19 protein-coding genes are annotated in these 17,177 nt (G+C 63.0%); 9 read left to right on the forward strand and 10 right to left on the reverse strand.

The genetic code is table 11. The features are described from left to right. The first annotated feature begins 73 nt into the window (after positions 1-73). On the forward strand, positions 74-745 hold the full coding sequence (locus tag QRN22_RS05455) for an HD domain-containing protein (protein ID WP_042553369.1): 672 nt from the start codon (positions 74-76) through the stop codon (positions 743-745). Next, a complete protein-coding gene (gene solA / locus QRN22_RS05460; RefSeq protein WP_419761280.1) occupies positions 742-1,911 on the forward strand; it encodes an N-methyl-L-tryptophan oxidase in 1,170 nt (389 codons plus the stop codon). Before QRN22_RS05455 ends, solA begins: the two co-directional genes overlap by 4 nt. Before the next feature lie 338 nt (positions 1,912-2,249). Here solA and QRN22_RS05465 read toward each other — a convergent pair whose 3' ends face one another. The 4 genes from QRN22_RS05465 to QRN22_RS05480 form a co-directional block, all read right to left on the reverse strand. Beyond that, a complete protein-coding gene (locus QRN22_RS05465; protein ID WP_042553367.1) occupies positions 2,250-2,747 on the reverse strand; it encodes a GNAT family N-acetyltransferase in 498 nt (165 codons plus the stop codon). Positions 2,748-2,772: 25 nt separating this feature from the next. Then, on the reverse strand, positions 2,773-3,234 hold the full coding sequence (locus tag QRN22_RS05470; protein WP_042553366.1) for an RES family NAD+ phosphorylase: 462 nt from the start codon (positions 3,232-3,234) through the stop codon (positions 2,773-2,775). Beyond that, on the reverse strand, positions 3,234-3,704 hold the full coding sequence (locus tag QRN22_RS05475) for an Xre family toxin-antitoxin system antitoxin (RefSeq protein WP_042553365.1): 471 nt from the start codon (positions 3,702-3,704) through the stop codon (positions 3,234-3,236). The genes QRN22_RS05470 and QRN22_RS05475 overlap by 1 nt, the downstream gene beginning before the upstream one ends. A 106-nt stretch (positions 3,705-3,810) precedes the next feature. After that, on the reverse strand, positions 3,811-4,353 hold the full coding sequence (locus tag QRN22_RS05480; RefSeq protein ID WP_042553364.1) for a gamma carbonic anhydrase family protein: 543 nt from the start codon (positions 4,351-4,353) through the stop codon (positions 3,811-3,813). Between the two features lie 54 nt (positions 4,354-4,407). Here QRN22_RS05480 and prlC point away from each other — a divergent pair, with 54 nt between their 5' ends. Then, on the forward strand, positions 4,408-6,498 hold the full coding sequence (prlC, locus tag QRN22_RS05485) for an oligopeptidase A (protein WP_179539540.1): 2,091 nt from the start codon (positions 4,408-4,410) through the stop codon (positions 6,496-6,498). Next, positions 6,495-6,779 (forward strand): YheV family putative zinc ribbon protein, encoded by a 285-nt coding sequence (locus QRN22_RS05490; protein ID WP_042553363.1) that lies wholly within the window; start codon positions 6,495-6,497, stop codon positions 6,777-6,779. The genes prlC and QRN22_RS05490 overlap by 4 nt, the downstream gene beginning before the upstream one ends. Positions 6,780-6,844: 65 nt before the next feature. Here the strand turns inward: QRN22_RS05490 and QRN22_RS05495 are convergent, their stop codons facing one another. The 3 genes from QRN22_RS05495 to QRN22_RS05505 form a co-directional block, all read right to left on the reverse strand. After that, positions 6,845-8,371, reverse strand: a complete 1,527-nt coding sequence (locus QRN22_RS05495) for a tripartite tricarboxylate transporter permease (protein ID WP_042553362.1) — start codon at positions 8,369-8,371, stop codon at positions 6,845-6,847. A 10-nt stretch (positions 8,372-8,381) separates the two neighbouring features. Next, complete coding sequence (locus tag QRN22_RS05500; RefSeq protein WP_042553361.1) at positions 8,382-8,867, reverse strand: tripartite tricarboxylate transporter TctB family protein; 486 nt, start codon at positions 8,865-8,867, stop codon at positions 8,382-8,384. A 61-nt stretch (positions 8,868-8,928) separates the two neighbouring features. Beyond that, the gene (locus QRN22_RS05505) at positions 8,929-9,897 is read right to left on the reverse strand and encodes a tripartite tricarboxylate transporter substrate binding protein (protein WP_042553360.1); all 969 of its coding nucleotides are present in this window, start codon (positions 9,895-9,897) and stop codon (positions 8,929-8,931) included. A gap of 662 nt (positions 9,898-10,559) precedes the next feature. Here QRN22_RS05505 and QRN22_RS05510 point away from each other — a divergent pair. From QRN22_RS05510 to QRN22_RS05520, 3 genes are all read left to right on the forward strand, one after another. Beyond that, on the forward strand, positions 10,560-11,978 hold the full coding sequence (locus tag QRN22_RS05510) for an FAD-binding oxidoreductase (protein ID WP_042553359.1): 1,419 nt from the start codon (positions 10,560-10,562) through the stop codon (positions 11,976-11,978). 74 nt (positions 11,979-12,052) lie between these two features. Then, on the forward strand, positions 12,053-13,126 hold the full coding sequence (locus tag QRN22_RS05515; RefSeq protein WP_042553358.1) for a hypothetical protein: 1,074 nt from the start codon (positions 12,053-12,055) through the stop codon (positions 13,124-13,126). Positions 13,127-13,148: 22 nt separating this feature from the next. Next, entirely contained in the window at positions 13,149-13,928 is a 780-nt protein-coding gene (locus QRN22_RS05520; RefSeq protein ID WP_042553357.1) for a DUF1835 domain-containing protein, read from the forward strand. A gap of 27 nt (positions 13,929-13,955) precedes the next feature. On the opposite strand, the gene QRN22_RS05525 is transcribed toward QRN22_RS05520, so the two are convergent. The 3 genes from QRN22_RS05525 to QRN22_RS05535 are packed head-to-tail and all read right to left on the reverse strand — an operon-like array spanning position 13,956 to position 15,661. Further along, on the reverse strand, positions 13,956-14,285 hold the full coding sequence (locus QRN22_RS05525) for a hypothetical protein (protein WP_197077004.1): 330 nt from the start codon (positions 14,283-14,285) through the stop codon (positions 13,956-13,958). A 55-nt stretch (positions 14,286-14,340) separates the two neighbouring features. Beyond that, entirely contained in the window at positions 14,341-14,859 is a 519-nt protein-coding gene (locus QRN22_RS05530; RefSeq protein ID WP_285401677.1) for a BRO family protein, read from the reverse strand. A 10-nt stretch (positions 14,860-14,869) separates the two neighbouring features. Beyond that, positions 14,870-15,661: an AraC family transcriptional regulator gene (locus tag QRN22_RS05535; protein ID WP_042553356.1), complete on the reverse strand. Its 792-nt coding sequence runs from the start codon at positions 15,659-15,661 to the stop codon at positions 14,870-14,872. Positions 15,662-15,759: 98 nt separating this feature from the next. On the opposite strand from QRN22_RS05535, the gene QRN22_RS05540 reads away from it, so the two are divergent. Next, positions 15,760-16,761, forward strand: coding sequence for a bile acid:sodium symporter family protein (locus QRN22_RS05540; protein ID WP_042553355.1), 1,002 nt, complete (start codon positions 15,760-15,762; stop codon positions 16,759-16,761). Beyond that, entirely contained in the window at positions 16,758-17,165 is a 408-nt protein-coding gene (locus QRN22_RS05545) for a DUF2388 domain-containing protein (protein WP_197077001.1), read from the forward strand. The genes QRN22_RS05540 and QRN22_RS05545 overlap by 4 nt, the downstream gene beginning before the upstream one ends. The last annotated feature ends 12 nt before the right edge of the window (positions 17,166-17,177 follow it).

Genomic DNA, 17,177 nt, shown 5'->3' on the forward strand with positions numbered 1-17,177 from the left:
AGTTCGCGCCGCCCGGCTTGCTAGCCGTAGCGCCTGGCTCTAAGGTGCGGCTTTCGCCCACAGCCAGCCGCCAATGACCATGGATCGTTTTGCCCCCTTCGCGCAGCAGGCAGCCCGGTTACTGGCGCTCTGCGCGCCTTCGACCGACGATGGTGCCCATGACCTTTCACACCTGCAGCGGGTCTGGGCCAATGCCTGTCTGTTGCAGCGCGAAGAGGGCGGCGATCTCGAGCTGCTGCTGGCTGCCGTGTTGCTGCATGACTGTGTAGCGGTGGAAAAGGACTCGCCGTTGCGCGCCAGCGCATCGCGCCTGTCCGCTGCAAGGGCCGCTGAGGTGCTTGCCAGGCTGGGGTGGCGCGATGAGCGCATCGCGGCGGTCTGCCACGCCATCGAGGCGCACAGTTTCTCCGCGGCGATCACGCCAACCAGCCTGGAGGCGCGCATCCTGCAGGATGCCGACCGTCTCGATGCCATCGGCCTGATCGGCGTGGCGCGCTGTTTCCATGTGTCCGGACGGCTGGGCAGCGCCCTGTACGATGCCGACGATATCGACGCCGCGCATCGCCCGCTGGATGACCAGCGCTTCGCCCTCGACCATTTCCGTACCAAGCTGCTGGGCCTGGCCTCAGGCTTTCAGACCGCTGCAGGCGCGCGACTGGCCGAGCAGCGGCACGCGCGGATGGTGGCTTTCCTCGACGCGTTTCGCGAGGAAATCCAACCGTCCTCGACCTTAATGGAGGAGTGAGCATGCACTACGACGTCATCGTCATCGGACTGGGCGCCATGGGCGCCGCCACCCTTTACCAGCTGGCCAGGCGCGGCGTGCGCGTGGCTGGTGTGGATCGCCACGCACCGCCCCACGATCTGGGTTCCAGCCATGGCGATACGCGCATCACCCGCCAGGCGGTGGGCGAGGGCGTTGCCTATGTACCGCTGGCGTTGAATTCCCAGCGCATCTGGCGCGAGCTGGAAGCGCAGAGCGGCGAGTCGCTGTTCGAGGCGTGCGGCATGTTGATGCTCAGCAGCAGCCAGGCGCCGACGCGGGGGCACGGCACGCCCGATTTCGGCGGTGAGACGGCAGCGCTGGCCAAGCGTTTCGGCATCGAACACAGCCTGTTGGATGCCACGGGGATTCGCGCACGCTTTCCACAATTCGCTGGCTTCAGCGAAGAGGCCAGCGGCTATTACGAGCCGGGAGCCGGTTTCGTGCGCCCCGAACTGGCTATCGACGTGCAACTGAGGCTGGCCGAGCGGCTGGGGGCCACCTTGCACACCAACACCCCGGTCACTGCCATCGAATCCGTCGACCAGGGTGTTCGCGTGCAGACCAGCAGCGGCACGCTGACCGCGGACAAGGCCATCGTCTGCGCCGGCATGTGGACCGGCCGCCTGCTCGGTGCGCCGGTCGAGGGCCTGCTCAAGGTCTGTCGCCAGCAACTGGTGTGGTTCGAACTGGACGAGCCTGAACGTTTCGCTGCTGGCTCGCCGGTGTACATCCTCCTGCATGGCGCGGCGGACACCGACAGTTGCTACGGCTTCCCGCCGCTGCCGGGCGAGAACGCCATCAAGATCGCCACCGAGCAATACCTCGAGGGTTGCGACCCCGATGCGCTGGATCGCAGTGTCCGCCAGGCCGATATCGATGCCCTGTACGACGCCCATGTGGCTGGCCGTCTGCTCGGTGTGTCGAAACGGGTGCTCAAGTCCAAGGTTTGTACCTACACCCTCACCCCGGACTTCAACTTCATCATCGACGCCCACCCGCACCTGGCCAACGTGACGCTGGTGTCTGCCTGCTCCGGGCATGGTTTCAAACATTCAGCCGGCATTGGTGAAGCGCTGGCCATGCACCACTGCAACGAGTCAGGCGCCGTCGACCTGTCACCCTTCACGCTGGCGCGATTCAGGTAGTTACCGCAAGTAAGGTCTCAGGAGCTACCGACGAATAGGCGGCAGCAAGGCAGAAGCGCCGCTCCCTGCGTAGGGTGGACAACGCTCTTTTCGTCCACCATTGCGATCGTGAAGCGGTGGACGGATCGGGCCGCGCAGGTGAAGCGTCGTCCACCCTACGCCGGAAGGCAGCTTCAAGGCGATAGCGGACCTTCGGTTTGGTGGGCTAAAGCGGATCGCCGCCCGGCCCACCCTACAGCCGCGCATCTAGCCGTAGGGTGGGCTTTAGCCCACCAATTGTCCCCCGACTACGAAAGGCTGCTATCGCCACTTTGTGGCCATCGCAGGCAATCTTTCGGCTAAAGAGCATCGTCGTTCAGCCAGCGATACATCACATGGCAATCCACCAGCCCCAGGCTGCGGTGACGATAGGCCTTCGGCAGGGTGCCGACGATATTGAAGCCGTGCTTCTGCCAGAGCGCCACGGCGACGGTATTGGTGGCGACCACGGAATTGAACTGCATCGCCTGAAAGCCCAGCTCGCGACCGATCTGCAAGGAATGCTGGCAGAGCGCACTGGCCACACCCTTGCCGCGGGCGGCGGGAGCGGTCATGTAGCCGCAGTTGCACACGTGGTCACCGGGGCCGGCGGCGTTGGCCTTGATGTAGTAGCTGCCAAGGATCTGCCCGTCCTGTTCGGCCACGAAGGTGGCGCGCGGCAGTTCGACCCAGAGCTTCCAGGCCGTTTCACGGTCCATGGCCGGGTCATAGGCGTAGGTTTCCTGAGCCTGGGTGATGTCGCGGATGATGGGCCAGACCTGATCGAAGTCGGCGCTGGTAATAGGGCGGATATTCACGCGCTCTCCTGGGATATTCAGCGACTCACGCCTTGAACATGCGTGGGTCGTAAGTGAAATCGTAAATCTCGACGACGCTGATCTGGCTCGCGGCCGGATGCAGCGGATTGATCAGCAGGTTGCGTTCCAGTGGCAGCACGGCAGACGGCACGATAAGGCCCAGGTGGCTGACCGCGCGCAGCCAGAGCGTGCCGAACCCCATACTCGGGCGGTCGACCGGCAGGGCGTTCCAGCCTTTCGGCAGCTCGCTGACAGCAGGCTCCCAGTAAAGCGCGGGGTCGTCCGGCAGCTCGAAGCAGGTGATCTTCATCGGCATCGCCGGTGGCCCCTGCGCATGCACGAAGGTTTCCAGGCAGCAGATGGCAGGGGATAACCCCATGTACACCGCGGCGACATCCTGCTCGTTCCAACGCCCGCCTTCGATGGCCGCGCCGCGCCCGGAAAGGTCCGTCGCCCGCCTGGCCTTGGCGACACGCCAGGCACGCATCAGGCGGCGCCACCCCAGTCGAGGGCGTTGAGCACACGGCGAACCTGCTTGGCGCCGATTTCCGTTTCGCAGAGCATGATCGGCGCCTGTCCGCCAAGCGACTGATTGGCACGCGACATCCAGTCCGCGGCCGCCTGGCGGCTCTCGAACACCTCTTCGGCCAACTGGCAGACCATGGCGATCCGATCCAGGCGCTCCGAGGCGACCGGGTCGAGCAGCTTGTGCTCGCGCCGGCGTCGTTCGAGGGTCGAAATCGAGGCGTTGAGGAGGATTTCCAGGCTGCGTTCGGGCAAGGCGAAGGTGGCCTTGACGGCCTGTACCAGCTCGGCGGCGAAGCCATCCCGGATCTGTTGCAGGCGCTCGGCTTCACTGAGCGCTTCGCGGCCGGCGCAGAACGCCCAGAAGGCAGCGCTTAGGGGCTGGGCCTCGCCCTTGCCCCGTTTGGCCTGACGCATTGCGGTGATGGTCATGCTGCCTCCTTCATTTGAATGAAAAATAACGTCAAATGAAGATTACTCTTTCGTGGTGCATCTTGCACGGCAGGCACCTGTCAATCCGACGGAGCGCTGTCTCGACTCAGTCTGCATAGCCTTCGGCCAGATGCGCGTCCTTGAGCTTCACGTAGTTGCCGGCGGTGTAGCTGAAGAAATTGCGCTCCTTGTCGGTCAGTGGCCGCGCCCGTTTCGCCGGGCTGCCGACGTACAGGTAACCGCTTTCCAGCACCTTGCCCGGCGGCACCAGGCTACCGGCGCCGATGATCACGTCGTCCTCGACCACCGCGCCGTCCATCACCGTGCTGCCCATGCCGACCAGGATGCGGCTGCCCAGGGTGCAGCCGTGCAGCATCACCTTGTGGCCGATGGTCACTTCGTCGCCGATGATCAGCGGGAAGCCGTCCGGGTTGAACGGGCCGGCATGGGTGATATGCAGCACGCTGCCGTCCTGCACGCTGGTGCGTTTGCCGATACGGATGCGGTGCATGTCGCCGCGGATCACGGTCAGCGGCCACACGGAGCTGTCTTCACCGATTTCCACATCGCCGATGACCACCGCCGAGGCGTCGACGAACGCGCGCTCGCCAAGCTGCGGGGTGATGGATTGGTAAGTACGAATCGCCACGATAGAACCTCTTAAGCTGCGCCAGGGGTTGATTGTAATTAAGATGGTCGCCATATGAGTTATCAGTCTTCCCAATTTCCAGCACAGGTACCCGACGTGAGTGCGAACAATCCCCTGCTGCAATCCTTCGACCTGCCGCCGTATTCGACCATCCTGCCCGAGCATGTAGAGCCGGCGGTGGATGCCATTCTCGCCGAAAGCCGTACGGCGGTGGCCGAGCTGCTGGCCAGCCAGGGCAACGCGCCGCGCTGGGAATCGCTGATCGATCCGCTCGACGAGCAGGGTTCGAAGCTGGGCCGCGCCTGGAGCCCGGTCAGCCACCTCAATGCCGTGCGCAACAACCCCGAGCTGCGTGCCGCCTACGAGGCGTGCCTGCCGAAACTCTCCGAGTACTGGACGGAAATGGGCCAGAACCGCGCCCTGTTCCAGGCCTACGAGGCGCTCGCTGCCAGCCCTGAAGCGGCCGGTTTCGATGTCGCGCAGAAGACTATTCTCGAGCACGCCCTGCGTGATTTCCGCCTGTCCGGTATCGATCTGCCAGCCGAGCAGCAGAAGCGATACGGCGAGATCCAGATGAAGCTCTCCGAGCTGGGCAGCCGTTTCTCCAATCAGTTGCTGGACGCCACCCAGGCCTGGACCAAGCAGGTCGAGGACGAAAGCCTGTTGGCCGGCATCACCGATTCCGCCAAGGCGCAGATGAAACAGGCCGCCGAGGCCAAGGGGCTGGAAGGCTGGCTGATCACCCTGGAGTTCCCCAGCTACTACGCGGTGATGACCTACGCCGACAACCGCGCCCTGCGCGAAGAACTGTACGCCGCCTACTGCACCCGTGCTTCGGATCAGGGCCCGAACGCCGGGCAGCACGACAACGGTCCGGTGATGGCCGAGATTCTCGATCTGCGCCAGGAACTGGCGCGCCTGCTCGGCTTCGCCAACTACTCCGAGCTGAGCCTGGCCAGCAAGATGGCCGAATCCACCGAGCAGGTGCTGAGCTTCCTGCGCGACCTTGCGGTGCGCAGCAAGCCGTTCGCCGAGCAGGATCTGGCCGAGCTCAAGGCCTACGCCGCCGAGCATGGCTGCAACGATCTGCAGAGCTGGGACGTGGGCTACTACAGCGAAAAGCTGCGTGAGCAGCGCTACAGCATTTCCCAGGAAATCCTGCGCGCCTACTTCCCCATCGACAAGGTGCTCGGCGGCCTGTTCGCCATCGTCGAGAAGCTCTACGGCATCCAGATCAAGGAGCTGTCCGGCTTCGATACCTGGCACCCGGACGTCCGTCTGTTCGAGATTTCCGAAAACGGCCAGCACGTCGGGCGTTTCTTCTTCGACCTCTACGCCCGTGCCAACAAGCGCGGTGGTGCCTGGATGGACGGTGCCCGCGACAAGCGTCGCAGCGCTGGCGGCGAACTGGTCAGCCCGGTGGCCAACCTGGTGTGCAACTTCACGCCTGCGTCGACCGGCAAGCCGGCCCTGCTGACCCACGATGAAGTCACCACCCTGTTCCACGAATTCGGCCACGGCCTGCATCATCTGCTGACCCGCGTCGAGCATGTCGGGGTTTCCGGCATCAACGGCGTGGCCTGGGATGCCGTCGAGCTGCCCAGCCAGTTCATGGAAAACTGGTGCTGGGAGCCCGAGGGCCTGGCGCTGATTTCCGGGCACTACGAAACCGGCGAGCCGCTGCCTCAGGACCTGCTCGACAAGATGCTCGCTGCCAAGAACTTCCAGTCCGGCCTGATGATGGTGCGTCAGCTGGAGTTCTCGCTGTTCGACTTCGAGCTGCATGCCATTCATGGTGACGGCCGCAGCGTGCTGGAGGTGCTCGAAGGCATTCGTGACGAGGTTTCGGTGATGCGCCCGCCAGCCTACAACCGTTTCCCCAACAGCTTCGCGCACATCTTCGCCGGGGGGTATGCCGCCGGTTACTACAGCTACAAGTGGGCTGAAGTGCTGTCCGCCGATGCCTTCTCGAAGTTCGAAGAGGAGGGCGTGCTCAACCCGCAGACCGGTCGTGCCTTCCGCGAGGCGATCCTGGCGCGCGGTGGTTCCCAGGCGCCGATGGTGCTGTTCGTCGATTTCCGCGGTCGTGAGCCGAGCATCGACGCGCTGCTGCGCCACCTGGGCCTGAGTGCGGAGGCGGCATGAGCGACGACCCGGTGATAACGCCCAAGCGCTTCATCGCCGGTGCCGTGTGCCCGGCGTGCAGCGAAATGGACAGCATCAAGATGTGGAACGTCGATGGCGTGCCGCATCGCGAGTGCGTGCAGTGCGGATATGCCGACACCCTGGACGAGCGTGGCAACTCGGTGGCCAAGGAGCTGCCGACCCGCGTCAACGTGAGCGCCCTGACACCGAAGAAACCGGCCGACCCCAAGGTCAAGGCCGTGCAGTTCTTCCCCAATCCGAAGTTGAAGAAGCCCGAATAGGCGCCACCTCGCAGAAACAAGACAAGCGCCACAGGGCGCTTGTCTTGTTTTGGTACTCAGCATTTCTAGCTTGTGGATAACGCCTCGGCGGGCTTCTTGTCCTTCTTGGCGCGCAGCAAGCTGTAGGCGTGCCAGAGTACGGACAGCGCGGCCAGGCCCAGGAAGGTGGCCGAGATCGGGCTGGTCAGGAAGGCCCCGAAGTTGCCATCGGACAACATCAGGCCACGGCGCAGGTTGGTCTCCGCCATCGGCCCGAGGATGAAGCCGATGATGAACGGCGGTGCCGGCATGCCGGCCTTGATGAAGCCGTAACCGATGACCCCGAACAGCAGGATGCTCCAGGCGTCGAACAGGCGGCTGTTGAGGCCGAACGCCCCCACCACGCAGAGCACCAGGATGATCGGCAGCAGGATGTGCTTGGGCACCGACAGCAGCTTGATGAAGATGCGCAGGCCGTAGAACTCCAGCACCAGCATGATCACCGTGGCCAGAATCAGCGCGGCGAAGATGGTGTAGACCAGCGGGCCCTGGGTGATGAACAGCAGCGGGCCGGGCTGGATGCCGTGGATCAGGAAGCCGCCGAGCAGCATCGCGGTGACCGTGTCGCCGGGAATGCCGAGGGTGAGCAGCGGCACCATGGCGCCGCCGATGCCGGCACTGTTGGCGGTTTCGCTGGCGACCACGCCGCCCGGGTTGCCCTTGCCGTAGGAGTCCGGGTCCTTGTCGCGTTTCTTGGCGACGATGTAGGAGACGATGTTCGAGGTGCCCGAGCCGACGCCCGGCAGCACGCCGATGCCCAGGCCGATCATCGCCGAGCGGAAGGCGTTGCGCAGCTGGCCGACGAATTCCTTCAGCGAGAAGCCGAAGCCTCTGACCTTGGACATGTCCAGCGGGGCGACCTTGGTCTTGCCGGCATGCCGTCCGGTTTCGGCCAGGCGGATCACCTCGGCCACGGCGAACATGCCGATCATCACCGCCAGCATGGCGAAGCCGCCGTTGAGGTTGGACTGCTCGAAGGTGAAGCGGCGGATCGCATCCACCGGGGCAATGCCGACGGTGGAGAAGGCGAAGCCCAGGGCGCCGGAAAACACGCCCTTGGTCAGCGAGCCGGTGGACAGCGTGGCGATCAGGGTCAGCGAGAAGATGGCGATGGCGAAGTATTCATGGGGCCCGAAACTCAGCGCCACCTTGGCCAGGATCGGTGCGATGAACATCAGCGCGCCGATACCGAAGAAGGTGCCCAGGAACGAGAACACGATACCGATGCCGAGGGCCTTGAAGCCTTCGCCTTTTTCCATCATCGGCCCGCCATCGAACACCGTGGCGATCGATGAGGGCGTGCCGGGTATCTTGAGCAGAATCGAGGGGATCAGGCTGCCGGAAATCGCCCCCACGTAGAGCGCCACCAGCAACGAAAGGCCCGCGGCCGGGCCCATGGTGAAGGTCAGCGGCAGGCACAGCGCCACGGCCATGGTGGCCGACAGGCCGGGGACCGCGCCGAAGATGATGCCCACCACCACGCCGATGGTGATGAGGATGAAGATCTGCAGCGAGAAGACTGCGGCGAAACCGTGTTGCATCAAGTCGAGCATGGTTCGCCTCCTAGATGTTCAGGATGCCGGCGGGCAGCATCAGATCGAAGCCCTGGCGGAAGATGAGGTAGATGACGATGGCCGAGATGATCGAGATCACCGCGTACATCAGGTGGCCGATCTTCTGTCCGTGGGGCGTCAGGACGATGAACTGCAGGTACAGATAAACCGCGGTCACGATGGGAAAGCCGATGGGCTCCAGAGTGGCGATGTAGACGGCGATCAGGGCGAGGGTCTTGATCACCGTGCCATATTCGGAGACCTCATTCTTTTTGTCGTCGACGGTGGCCGCGGCTTCACCTGCAGGCGTCTTGCGGGCGCTGAACACCAGTTGCAGCACGCCCAGTACACACATGAAGATCGCCAGCACGTAAGGCACGAATGCAGCGTCGATGAACGACTTGCGTGGCAGGGCCATGGTGGCCAGCAGGTAGGCGATGCCGGCGGCCAGCATGAAGCCGCCGGTGATCAGCTCTTTTCGCTTGTAAGCATCCACAGCGAACTCCTATGGATCAGGGAATGAAAAAGCCGGAAGCGTGGGCTTCCGGCTGCGTGGATCACTTCGATTGGCGTAACGCATCCTTGAACTGCATGAACTCTTCGCGGTGCTCCTTGAGCATGGCGATAGCGTCATCGGTGCCGTAGTAGGTCACCGGCTGCTTGTAGGTTTTCGCCAGCTCTTCGCCGTAGCTCGGGATCTCGGTGATCTCTTTCATCACGCCGGCCATCTTGGCGACGATGGCGGCGTCGGTGCCTTTGGGAAAGGCCACGACATAGGGCTTCTCGACGATCAGGTCGACGTCCTTCTCGCGGAAAGTCGGGATGTCGCCAACCAGCGGGTTGCGCTCTTCGTTAGGCTGGGCCAGGGCATTCATGGCGCCGCCCTGAATGTAGTCCTGCAGTGCGCCGTAGCTGATGGCGCCCATGTCGATGCGCCCCCCCAGCAGCGCGACGATGCGCTCGGCGACGGTGCCGGTGTCGATGTAGCGCAGCTCGGTGCCAGTGCGCTTCTCGAACATCAGGCCCTGCAGGTGGGAGAAGTTACCCATCTCGGTGCCATAGGTGATGCTGCGTGGCTTCTCCTTGGCGCGCTCGATGAGCTTTTCCACGCTGTCGATGCCCGACTGCTTCGAGGCGACGAAGATCGATGCCTTGTCGACGCCGGCGATGCACGAGACCTCGAAGGCGTCGTAGCTGTCCTCGCTGAGGCCAGCGACTTCGTTGACGATCAACTGACCGGTGTGGGTGAACAGAATCGTGTGGCCATCGGCTGCCGACTCCTTCACGTGGGAGGCCGCCACGGTGCCACCGCCACCGCCCATGTTGGTGATGACCATGGGCTTGCCGGTGATCTGCGTGAAGTACTTGGCCATCATCCGGGCATTGAAGTCGGTATCGCCCCCGGCGTTGGCGGGTACCACCACCTGGACGGCGCGGGTTGGCCAGTTCGGCTCCTGGGCCAGGGAGGTTGCCGAGGTGGTCAGCAGCGCTGTGGACAGTAAGGTCGCGGACAGAATTTTATTCATTGCAAGTTCTCCGATAACGCCACGCCTGAACAACTCGATGGCTTGTTTCCAGCGCGCACTTAATAGGAAGCCAGACCCGCCCGATAATTAATCAGCAGGTAAGTCATAAGGCGATTGGGGACGGCGAGGCGGCGTCAGTGCCGGTCTGTGCAGCTGCGGGGACTCATGGCGAGAGCGGATCCTATGATTATTATTAGTTGGTGTCGTACGTTGTCGTATGACGGCAAGAGGATGATTGTCCGCACTGTTCTGGCTGTCAACAAAGCATCTTTCGACAAGCCGATTCATAATGTTTCAGTTTTATAACTTTATGATTTATATGGTTTTTATTAAATGTTTCATTATTTTTCTTATATCCTGTTTCTGATGGTCGTTATTGTGTCGGCGGATTATTGCCGATTTGCCTTATATAAATGAGCGGATTATTGCCGATTTAAATTTCGTTATACGATGACTTATGATTTGCCCGAGTGGCGTCAACGTGCTCGTTGAACTTGCCGCAGACATTTCATATTCAGAAGAGTGAGCCTTGCCATGTATTTCTGCCTGCGCTGTCGCCATTCTCAAAGGCCTGCGTGCAGCCGACCATCACGCTGGCCTGCCGAGTTCGCGCACATCGACTCTGGTGGCCATTCTGACGATTCACTGCGGAGCGCCACTCCATGAGCCACCTGCCACCCGAACTGCTGCACGCCTTGGGCGAGATCGTCGGCCCGGCCGGCTTGATCGAAGACGAGGCCGCCATGCAGGCCTACCTCAGCGACTGGCGCAACGCCTACCGCGGGCGCGCCGCGCTGGTGGTGCGCCCGGCCTCCAGGGAGGAGGTGGCCGCAGTGGTTCGCGCCTGCCACCAGGCCGGCGTGGCGCTGGTGCCGCAAGGCGGCAACACCGGCCTCTGCGGCGGGTCGATCCCCGACGAATCGGGGCGCCAGGTGGTGCTGTCGCTGACGCGCATGACGCGGATCCGCCAGGTCGACCCGGCCAACGAGACCATCACCGTCGAGGCCGGTGTGATTCTGCAGCGTCTGCAGGAAGCCGCTGCCGACGTCGGGCGGTTGTTCCCGCTGTCGCTGGGTGCCGAGGGCAGCTGCACCATCGGCGGCAATCTGGCCACCAACGCCGGTGGCACCGCCGTGCTGCGCTACGGCAACATGCGTGACCTGACCCTGGGCCTCGAAGTGGTGCTGCCCGATGGGCGCATCTGGGATGGCTTGCGCGGCCTGCGCAAGGACAACACCGGCTACGACCTCAAGCACCTGTTCATCGGCTCCGAAGGCACGCTGGGGATCATCACCGCGGCCGTGCTCAAGCTGTATCCCGCCGTGCGCAGCCGTACCACCGCCTGGGTCGCGCTGCCCAGCCCGCAGGCGGCGGTCGATCTGATCGGGCGCATGCGCGCCCTGTGCGGCGATCGCCTGACCGGTTTCGAGCTGATGTCGCGGCAGAGCGTGGAGTTCGTACTGCGGCATGTGGCTGGCTGCAACGACCCGTTCGGCGAGGTTCATCCCTGGTACGTGCTGATCGAGCTCAGCGACACGCTGCCCGAAGCGCCGCTCAACGCGATGCTGGAGACAGGTCTGGGCGAGGCGCTCGAACGGGGCGAAGTGCTGGACGCCGTGGTGGCTGGCAGCGAAGCTCAGGTCGCGGCGCTGTGGAAGATGCGCGAAGGCATCTCGGAAGCGCAGAACCATGAAGGGCCGAGCCTCAAGCACGACATCAGCGTGCCGGTCAGCAGCATCCCCGCCTTTATCGAAGCCGCCGACCGCCAACTGCAGGAGGCGTTCGCGGGGGTTCGTATCGTTGCCTACGGTCATGTGGGTGACGGCAACCTGCACTACAACATCAGCAAGCCGCCGAGCAGCGAGGACGTCCCCTTCAAGGCGCAGGCGGAGGCGATCATGCACGTCATCTACCGGGTCACCTGCGACTTCGCCGGCAGCATCAGTGCCGAGCATGGCCTGGGCCAGGCCAAACGCGAGGCTGCGCGCCACTACAAACAGCCGTTGGAGCTGGAGCTGATGCGCAGCATCAAGCAGAGCATGGATCCTGCCGGTTTGATGAACCCGGGCAAGCTGCTCTGAATCTTCATGTGGAATTCGGGGTTTCCCAGGCGGATACTGGCCAGCCTTCCGGGACATGAATAAGGACGTTTCTCGTGCGCTTGCTGCTACTGCCTCTGCTTGCCATCGCCGCACCTGCGCTGGCCGATGTGCGTATCGATGACCTCACGGCCAAGCGCAGCGACTGGGAGACCTATCGCTTCCCGCTGCTGGTTGGCGATAGCCCTGCCATCGGGCGTATCAACACATTCCTGCATACCCTTGAGTTGCAGGCGCTTCCCGGGCGCTTCGCCAAGTCGCCGTTCGAGAACGTGCAGCCTAAAGACGGTGAGATGTGGGGCGTGAACAGCCTCGATTATCAGGTTCTTGGTGAGGGGCCGGGTTATCTGTCCCTGAACATCGAGGGTGAGTCCACGGGCGCCTATACCAGTCAGAGTTCGCGCAGCTACAACTTCGATCTGGCCAGCGGCCGCCCTATCGGTTTGCCGCAACTGCTGACCCCCGAGGGGCTGTTGCGTCTGCAAGGCGAAGTGCAGAGCTTGAGGGTCAAGCGACTGGAGGACTTCCTCAAGGCGCTGCCGCCGAGCAAACCCGCCGATCCCGATAACTTGAGTGACGACGAGGAGTGGCTCGAAGGGCAGCGCAACATGTATGCCTACTGCCTGGATACGCGCCGCGACATCAGCCTCGACTATGACCGTGTGCAGCTGAGCACCGATAGCCTGGCTCTGATTGGCGAGGGCTGCGCCAATCACGCCAGCCGTGCCCTCGACGATCTCGGCGAGTTTTCCAACAGTTTCAATTACCAAGCCCTGAGCGGCGATCTCAGTTCTTACGGGCGCTGCCTGTTGCTGGAAAAACGCGGTGATTGTGCGCTGCCGGTCAACAGCACGGCGCAAGGCGTTTACCGCGGTACCGTCGGGCCCTATCCGATCACCCTGGTGATCGAGCAGCTGTATGCCGACCACAGCCTGTCCGCGAGCTACTTCTACGATAAGCACGCCAAGTACATCAATCTCGGTGGCGAGCATCAGCAGGATTTCGTCACCCTCCACGAAAGCAGCGAGCCGCCGGCCCGTTTCGAACTCGAGTTCCAGGCCGATGGCAGCCTGAAAGGCACCTGGCAGCAGGGTGAAAAGCCAGCGCTGGATGTCCAGCTCACTCCGTGATCTCGCCTAACAAGGAGCACCTATGTGGCATCTGGTATGCGGCGATAACGCCGTAGAAGGCGTAAGCCATGTGATCGGGCAGCAGGCTGCCGATGATGGGCTGCGGGTCATGCGTGACGACCTGGCGGTTGGCCCGCTGGGCGATGTCGACGCGCCGCCCTGTACCGCACGTGTGGCGTTCTGGCGCGCGGTGTGGCCCGAGGACGTAACGCCGGTTCCAGACTTCGCGGCTGGGCTGCCCGCCGATGCGCAGTGGATCACCGGCCTCTCCCGGCAGGCGCGCCCCGTCACCGTCTGGCATGGCGACAGTGCCAGCGAGCAATTGCTGCTGGCGCGGGTGGCACATGCGCTGGAGGGCAGTGACGTGTTGTTGCTCGAGGTGGTCTGCGGCACCGGTAACAGCTGGGTGCAGAGCCGCAAGGCGGTGGCCATGCACGCACCCCAGGCGTTGTTCGCCCTGGCCAAACCTCGCCCGGTCGAGCCCGCGCGTCGTGTAGCGCTGGCCGCACAGTGGCGCGCCGTGCTGGCCGATGGCGGTCACATCCATCGCTGGCAGACAGGGGTTTTCGCCGCAGAGGACTATCAGCTCATCGACGCTGCTCTACTGCGTCACGCCGGCACCGAGCCCAAGCCACTGGCCCGCGTCATGGCTGACGTGATGGCGCGTACCGACGGCTTCTTCGCCACCGATTACTTCCTGTTCTGGCGCGCCCGCGAACTGGCCGTAGCAGGCCAGCTGGTGCTCAGTGGCGAGCTGGGCGAGCATGGTTACTCGTCGTTGCAAGTGAGCAAGAACTGCTGAGGTTTCGGCCTCGGTAGTCGCGCGTTTTCAATTATCCAGAGCGTCAGGATTCTTCAGCCCTTTCTTCCGTTCCGATCTCAGGCGTCGTTCGATCTTTTTCACATCTTCAGCTGGCGCCAGCCGTTCTGGTCGAATACCCCGTTCCAGTAAGGTATTACGCACGGCTTCGTTATTCGTGATGTGCTCGTGCGATATCTTCGACTCGCTGTCCAGATGATTTTCCCGGGAATTGAAGATGGTGATTTCTGCGGCAAAATCCTTCGCTTTCAGAATGATGGTTGGCGCAAAGTCCGCCAGTGGTCGGCTTTCCGGTACCTGCCACAGCTCTTTCATCGCCTGGGTCGACTTGCTGAACAAGGCCTGATCACCCTTGCTGCGAATGATGCCAAAGTTCTGATTGCCGCCAGTCTGCTCATAGATTCAGTTGAGACAGTTCTTTTTCCGTGCTGGTCAGTTTGTGTCTGGCAGAAACGCGCTCGCTATCTAGCAGGTGCTGCTCGATCAGTTCAGCCTTGCGGGTCTGCATGGCAAAGTAGGTTTGCGCAAAGGCAATCTCTGCTTTGCGTGAGTCGCCATTCTGAGCGATCAGATAACAGGCGTAGCGGGTCAGCATGACATCGTCGACTTGCCGCTGGCTGCCTGATCCGAGGTCGACCATTTTGTTGACAGCAACAAAATGGTCCGTGGTGGTGTGGCCGGAAATCTCGCATGCCACCTTGGCTCTGGATATGACGGTCGAGAAGTTTCTCCACTCTGCATAGCCCAGCAACTGTTGCAGATCGCGCGCCAACCAGAACTCGACTCCGGCATCGCTCCTTTGAGCATGAGCTTCGAAGGTGTCCGTGAGACGCTGAATATGCTCGATCTTCATGATTTGTCCTTCCTTGGTAATCATGCTGCTGCGTTTATCCATCGACTCACTGTAGCCCATGAAAGCGCGATCATGGTCGAAAGAACTCCCCCGGCGTGGCGCCGAATTGCTGGCGGAATGCGGCGATGAAAGCCGAGGTGGAGTCGTAGCCGCAGAGCAGGGCCACGTCGGTGACGCGCTGGCCCTGTTCCAGCGGTGTCAGTGCGCCGAGCAGGCGCAGACGTTGGCGCCAGGCGCGGAAGGTCAGCCCGGTGTCGCGCAGGAACAGGCGGCTCAGGGTCTTTTCCGAGACCCCCAGGCTTTCGCCCCATGCCGCCAGTGCGCGGTCGTCATCGGGTTTTTTCTGCAGGCGGCTGCACAAGGTACGCAGGCGCGGGTCGCTCGGCAGCGGCAATGACAGGTGCACTTCGGGCGCCATGCGCAGGCGGTCGAGCAGCACCTGGGCAAGGCGACCGTCGGGCCCCGCTTCGTCGTATTCGACCGGCAATTCACAGAAGCTGCGGATCAGCTCGCGGGTCAGGGCATCCACGCCAAGCACGCGACAACTGCCGGGCAGCGGATCGACATGGCCATCGTCCACATAGAGGCTGCGCATTTCGGTGTTCGGCGAGCTCAGCACTTCATGTTCCAGCCCTGCGGGAATCCAGATGGCCCGTTGCGGGGGCGCCACGAAGCTGCCGACGGCCGTGCGCACGTGCAGTACACCCTGGATGGCATAGGTCAGCTGTACCCAGGCGTGGCTGTGGCGTGGGGTTCCGGTCTGACGACGCAGCGATTCATTGCGCGCATAGAGGGGCCGCGGCAGGCGCTCCAGCTGGGGAACGCTGCGCTCGGCAATCGTGTTTTGTCCGTTTGGCGACATGATCTGGCTTTATGGCGTTAGTCGGCAATCAACGCTCAGGGTAGAGTGGAGGCCTATGTATGGCAACTGCTTGCCTTCATCCGCTTGGAATTCTGCCCATGGCCCGCTCCCGTCTGCTGCCCGATAACTTCACCCTGACCCTGATCGCCGTCGTCCTCACCGCCACCTTCCTGCCGGTCAGGGGCGAGGTCGCGGTGGCGTTCGGCTGGATCACCAACCTGGCCATCGCCCTGCTGTTCTTCCTGCATGGTGCCAAGTTGTCGCGTGAGGCCATCGTCGCCGGTGCCGGCCACTGGCGCCTGCACCTGCTGGTGTTCAGCTGCACCTTCATCCTGTTCCCGTTGCTGGGGCTGGCGCTCAAGCCGCTGCTGTCGCCGATGATCGGCACCGAGCTGTACCTGGGCATGCTTTACCTATGCGCCCTGCCGGCCACCGTGCAGTCGGCCATCGCCTTCACGTCCCTGGCGCGCGGCAACATTCCTGCGGCGATCTGCAGTGCGGCGGCCTCCAGCCTGTTCGGCATTTTCCTCACGCCGCTGCTGGTGGCCTTGCTGATGGACGTACACGGCAGCGGCGGTTCGACCCTGGACGCCATTGGCAAGATCACCCTGCAACTGCTGGTGCCCTTCATCCTCGGTCAGATCGCTCGACGCTGGATCGGTGCCTGGGTGGGCCGCAACAAGAATTGGCTCAAGTACGTCGATCAGAGTTCGATCCTGCTGGTGGTCTACACGGCGTTCAGCGCGGCGGTAGTCGAAGGCCTGTGGAATCAGGTCTCCTGGCCGACCCTGGCGGCGCTGGTGTTCGCCTGCTGCCTGCTGCTCGCGCTGGCGCTGTGCATCACCGCGCTGCTCGGCAAATGGTGCGGTTTCAACATGGAGGATCGCATCACCATCCTGTTCTGCGGCTCGAAGAAGAGTCTGGCCACCGGTGTTCCCATGGCTCAGGTGCTGTTCGCTGGTAGCAGCATCGGCCTGATGATTCTGCCGATGATGCTGTTCCATCAGATCCAGCTGATGGTTTGCGCGGTGCTGGCTCAGCGGTACGCCAAGCGAGCCGAACCGGCTGCGCCGAGCGAAAGCAAGGTGGCGGTGAATTGAGCCGCGGCACGCCTCTCAAGGCTTCGCTGCTGCTGATCGCCTTGTTGCCGACGCTGCCGGCTCAGGCCTGGGTTCGGGTCGCGCCGGAGCTGGACGAAAATCCGTTGATAGGCACGACTTACTACGGCGTGCTGTCGACTCTGGTGCCGATCCTCACCACGACCAAGCCGGGAGAAGGCACCGAGTTGGCCGAGGAAATATCCAAAGAGAGCAGCAGCATCGACCAGAAGCTGAAGCTGGCTCGAGACGATGCAGCCGCCTTCGTCGGTAGTCACGGGCAGATCCGTGGCGTGATGCTGGAGGCGGCGCTGGTCGCACTGCAGCAACGCACCGAGCTGGCCTCCTACAGCGACATGCAGTTGGCAGAAGCCGTGTTGGCCTACGAGCCGCGCTCCGCCCGTTGAGCGCGATCTCTG

It is taken from the genome of Pseudomonas sp. MEJ086 (assembly GCF_030209025.1).
Classification (GTDB): domain Bacteria; phylum Pseudomonadota; class Gammaproteobacteria; order Pseudomonadales; family Pseudomonadaceae; genus Aquipseudomonas; species Aquipseudomonas fulva_A.

Excerpts from the sequence above, each read along its gene's own strand:
- QRN22_RS05455 (WP_042553369.1), top strand. The coding sequence starts at position 74 with ATGACCATGGATCGTTTTGCCCCCTTCGCGCAGCAGGCAGCCCGGTTA.
- QRN22_RS05540 (WP_042553355.1), top strand. The coding sequence starts at position 15,760 with ATGGCCCGCTCCCGTCTGCTGCCCGATAACTTCACCCTGACCCTGATC.
- QRN22_RS05505 (WP_042553360.1), bottom strand. The coding sequence starts at position 9,897 with ATGAATAAAATTCTGTCCGCGACCTTACTGTCCACAGCGCTGCTGACC.
- QRN22_RS05470 (WP_042553366.1), bottom strand. The coding sequence starts at position 3,234 with ATGCGTGCCTGGCGTGTCGCCAAGGCCAGGCGGGCGACGGACCTTTCC.
- QRN22_RS05495 (WP_042553362.1), bottom strand. The coding sequence starts at position 8,371 with ATGCTCGACTTGATGCAACACGGTTTCGCCGCAGTCTTCTCGCTGCAG.
- QRN22_RS05490 (WP_042553363.1), top strand. The coding sequence starts at position 6,495 with ATGAGCGACGACCCGGTGATAACGCCCAAGCGCTTCATCGCCGGTGCC.
- QRN22_RS05475 (WP_042553365.1), bottom strand. The coding sequence starts at position 3,704 with ATGACCATCACCGCAATGCGTCAGGCCAAACGGGGCAAGGGCGAGGCC.
- QRN22_RS05530 (WP_285401677.1), bottom strand. The coding sequence starts at position 14,859 with ATGGGCTACAGTGAGTCGATGGATAAACGCAGCAGCATGATTACCAAG.
- QRN22_RS05510 (WP_042553359.1), top strand. The coding sequence starts at position 10,560 with ATGAGCCACCTGCCACCCGAACTGCTGCACGCCTTGGGCGAGATCGTC.
- prlC (WP_179539540.1), top strand. The coding sequence starts at position 4,408 with ATGAGTTATCAGTCTTCCCAATTTCCAGCACAGGTACCCGACGTGAGT.
- QRN22_RS05520 (WP_042553357.1), top strand. The coding sequence starts at position 13,149 with ATGTGGCATCTGGTATGCGGCGATAACGCCGTAGAAGGCGTAAGCCAT.
- QRN22_RS05535 (WP_042553356.1), bottom strand. The coding sequence starts at position 15,661 with ATGTCGCCAAACGGACAAAACACGATTGCCGAGCGCAGCGTTCCCCAG.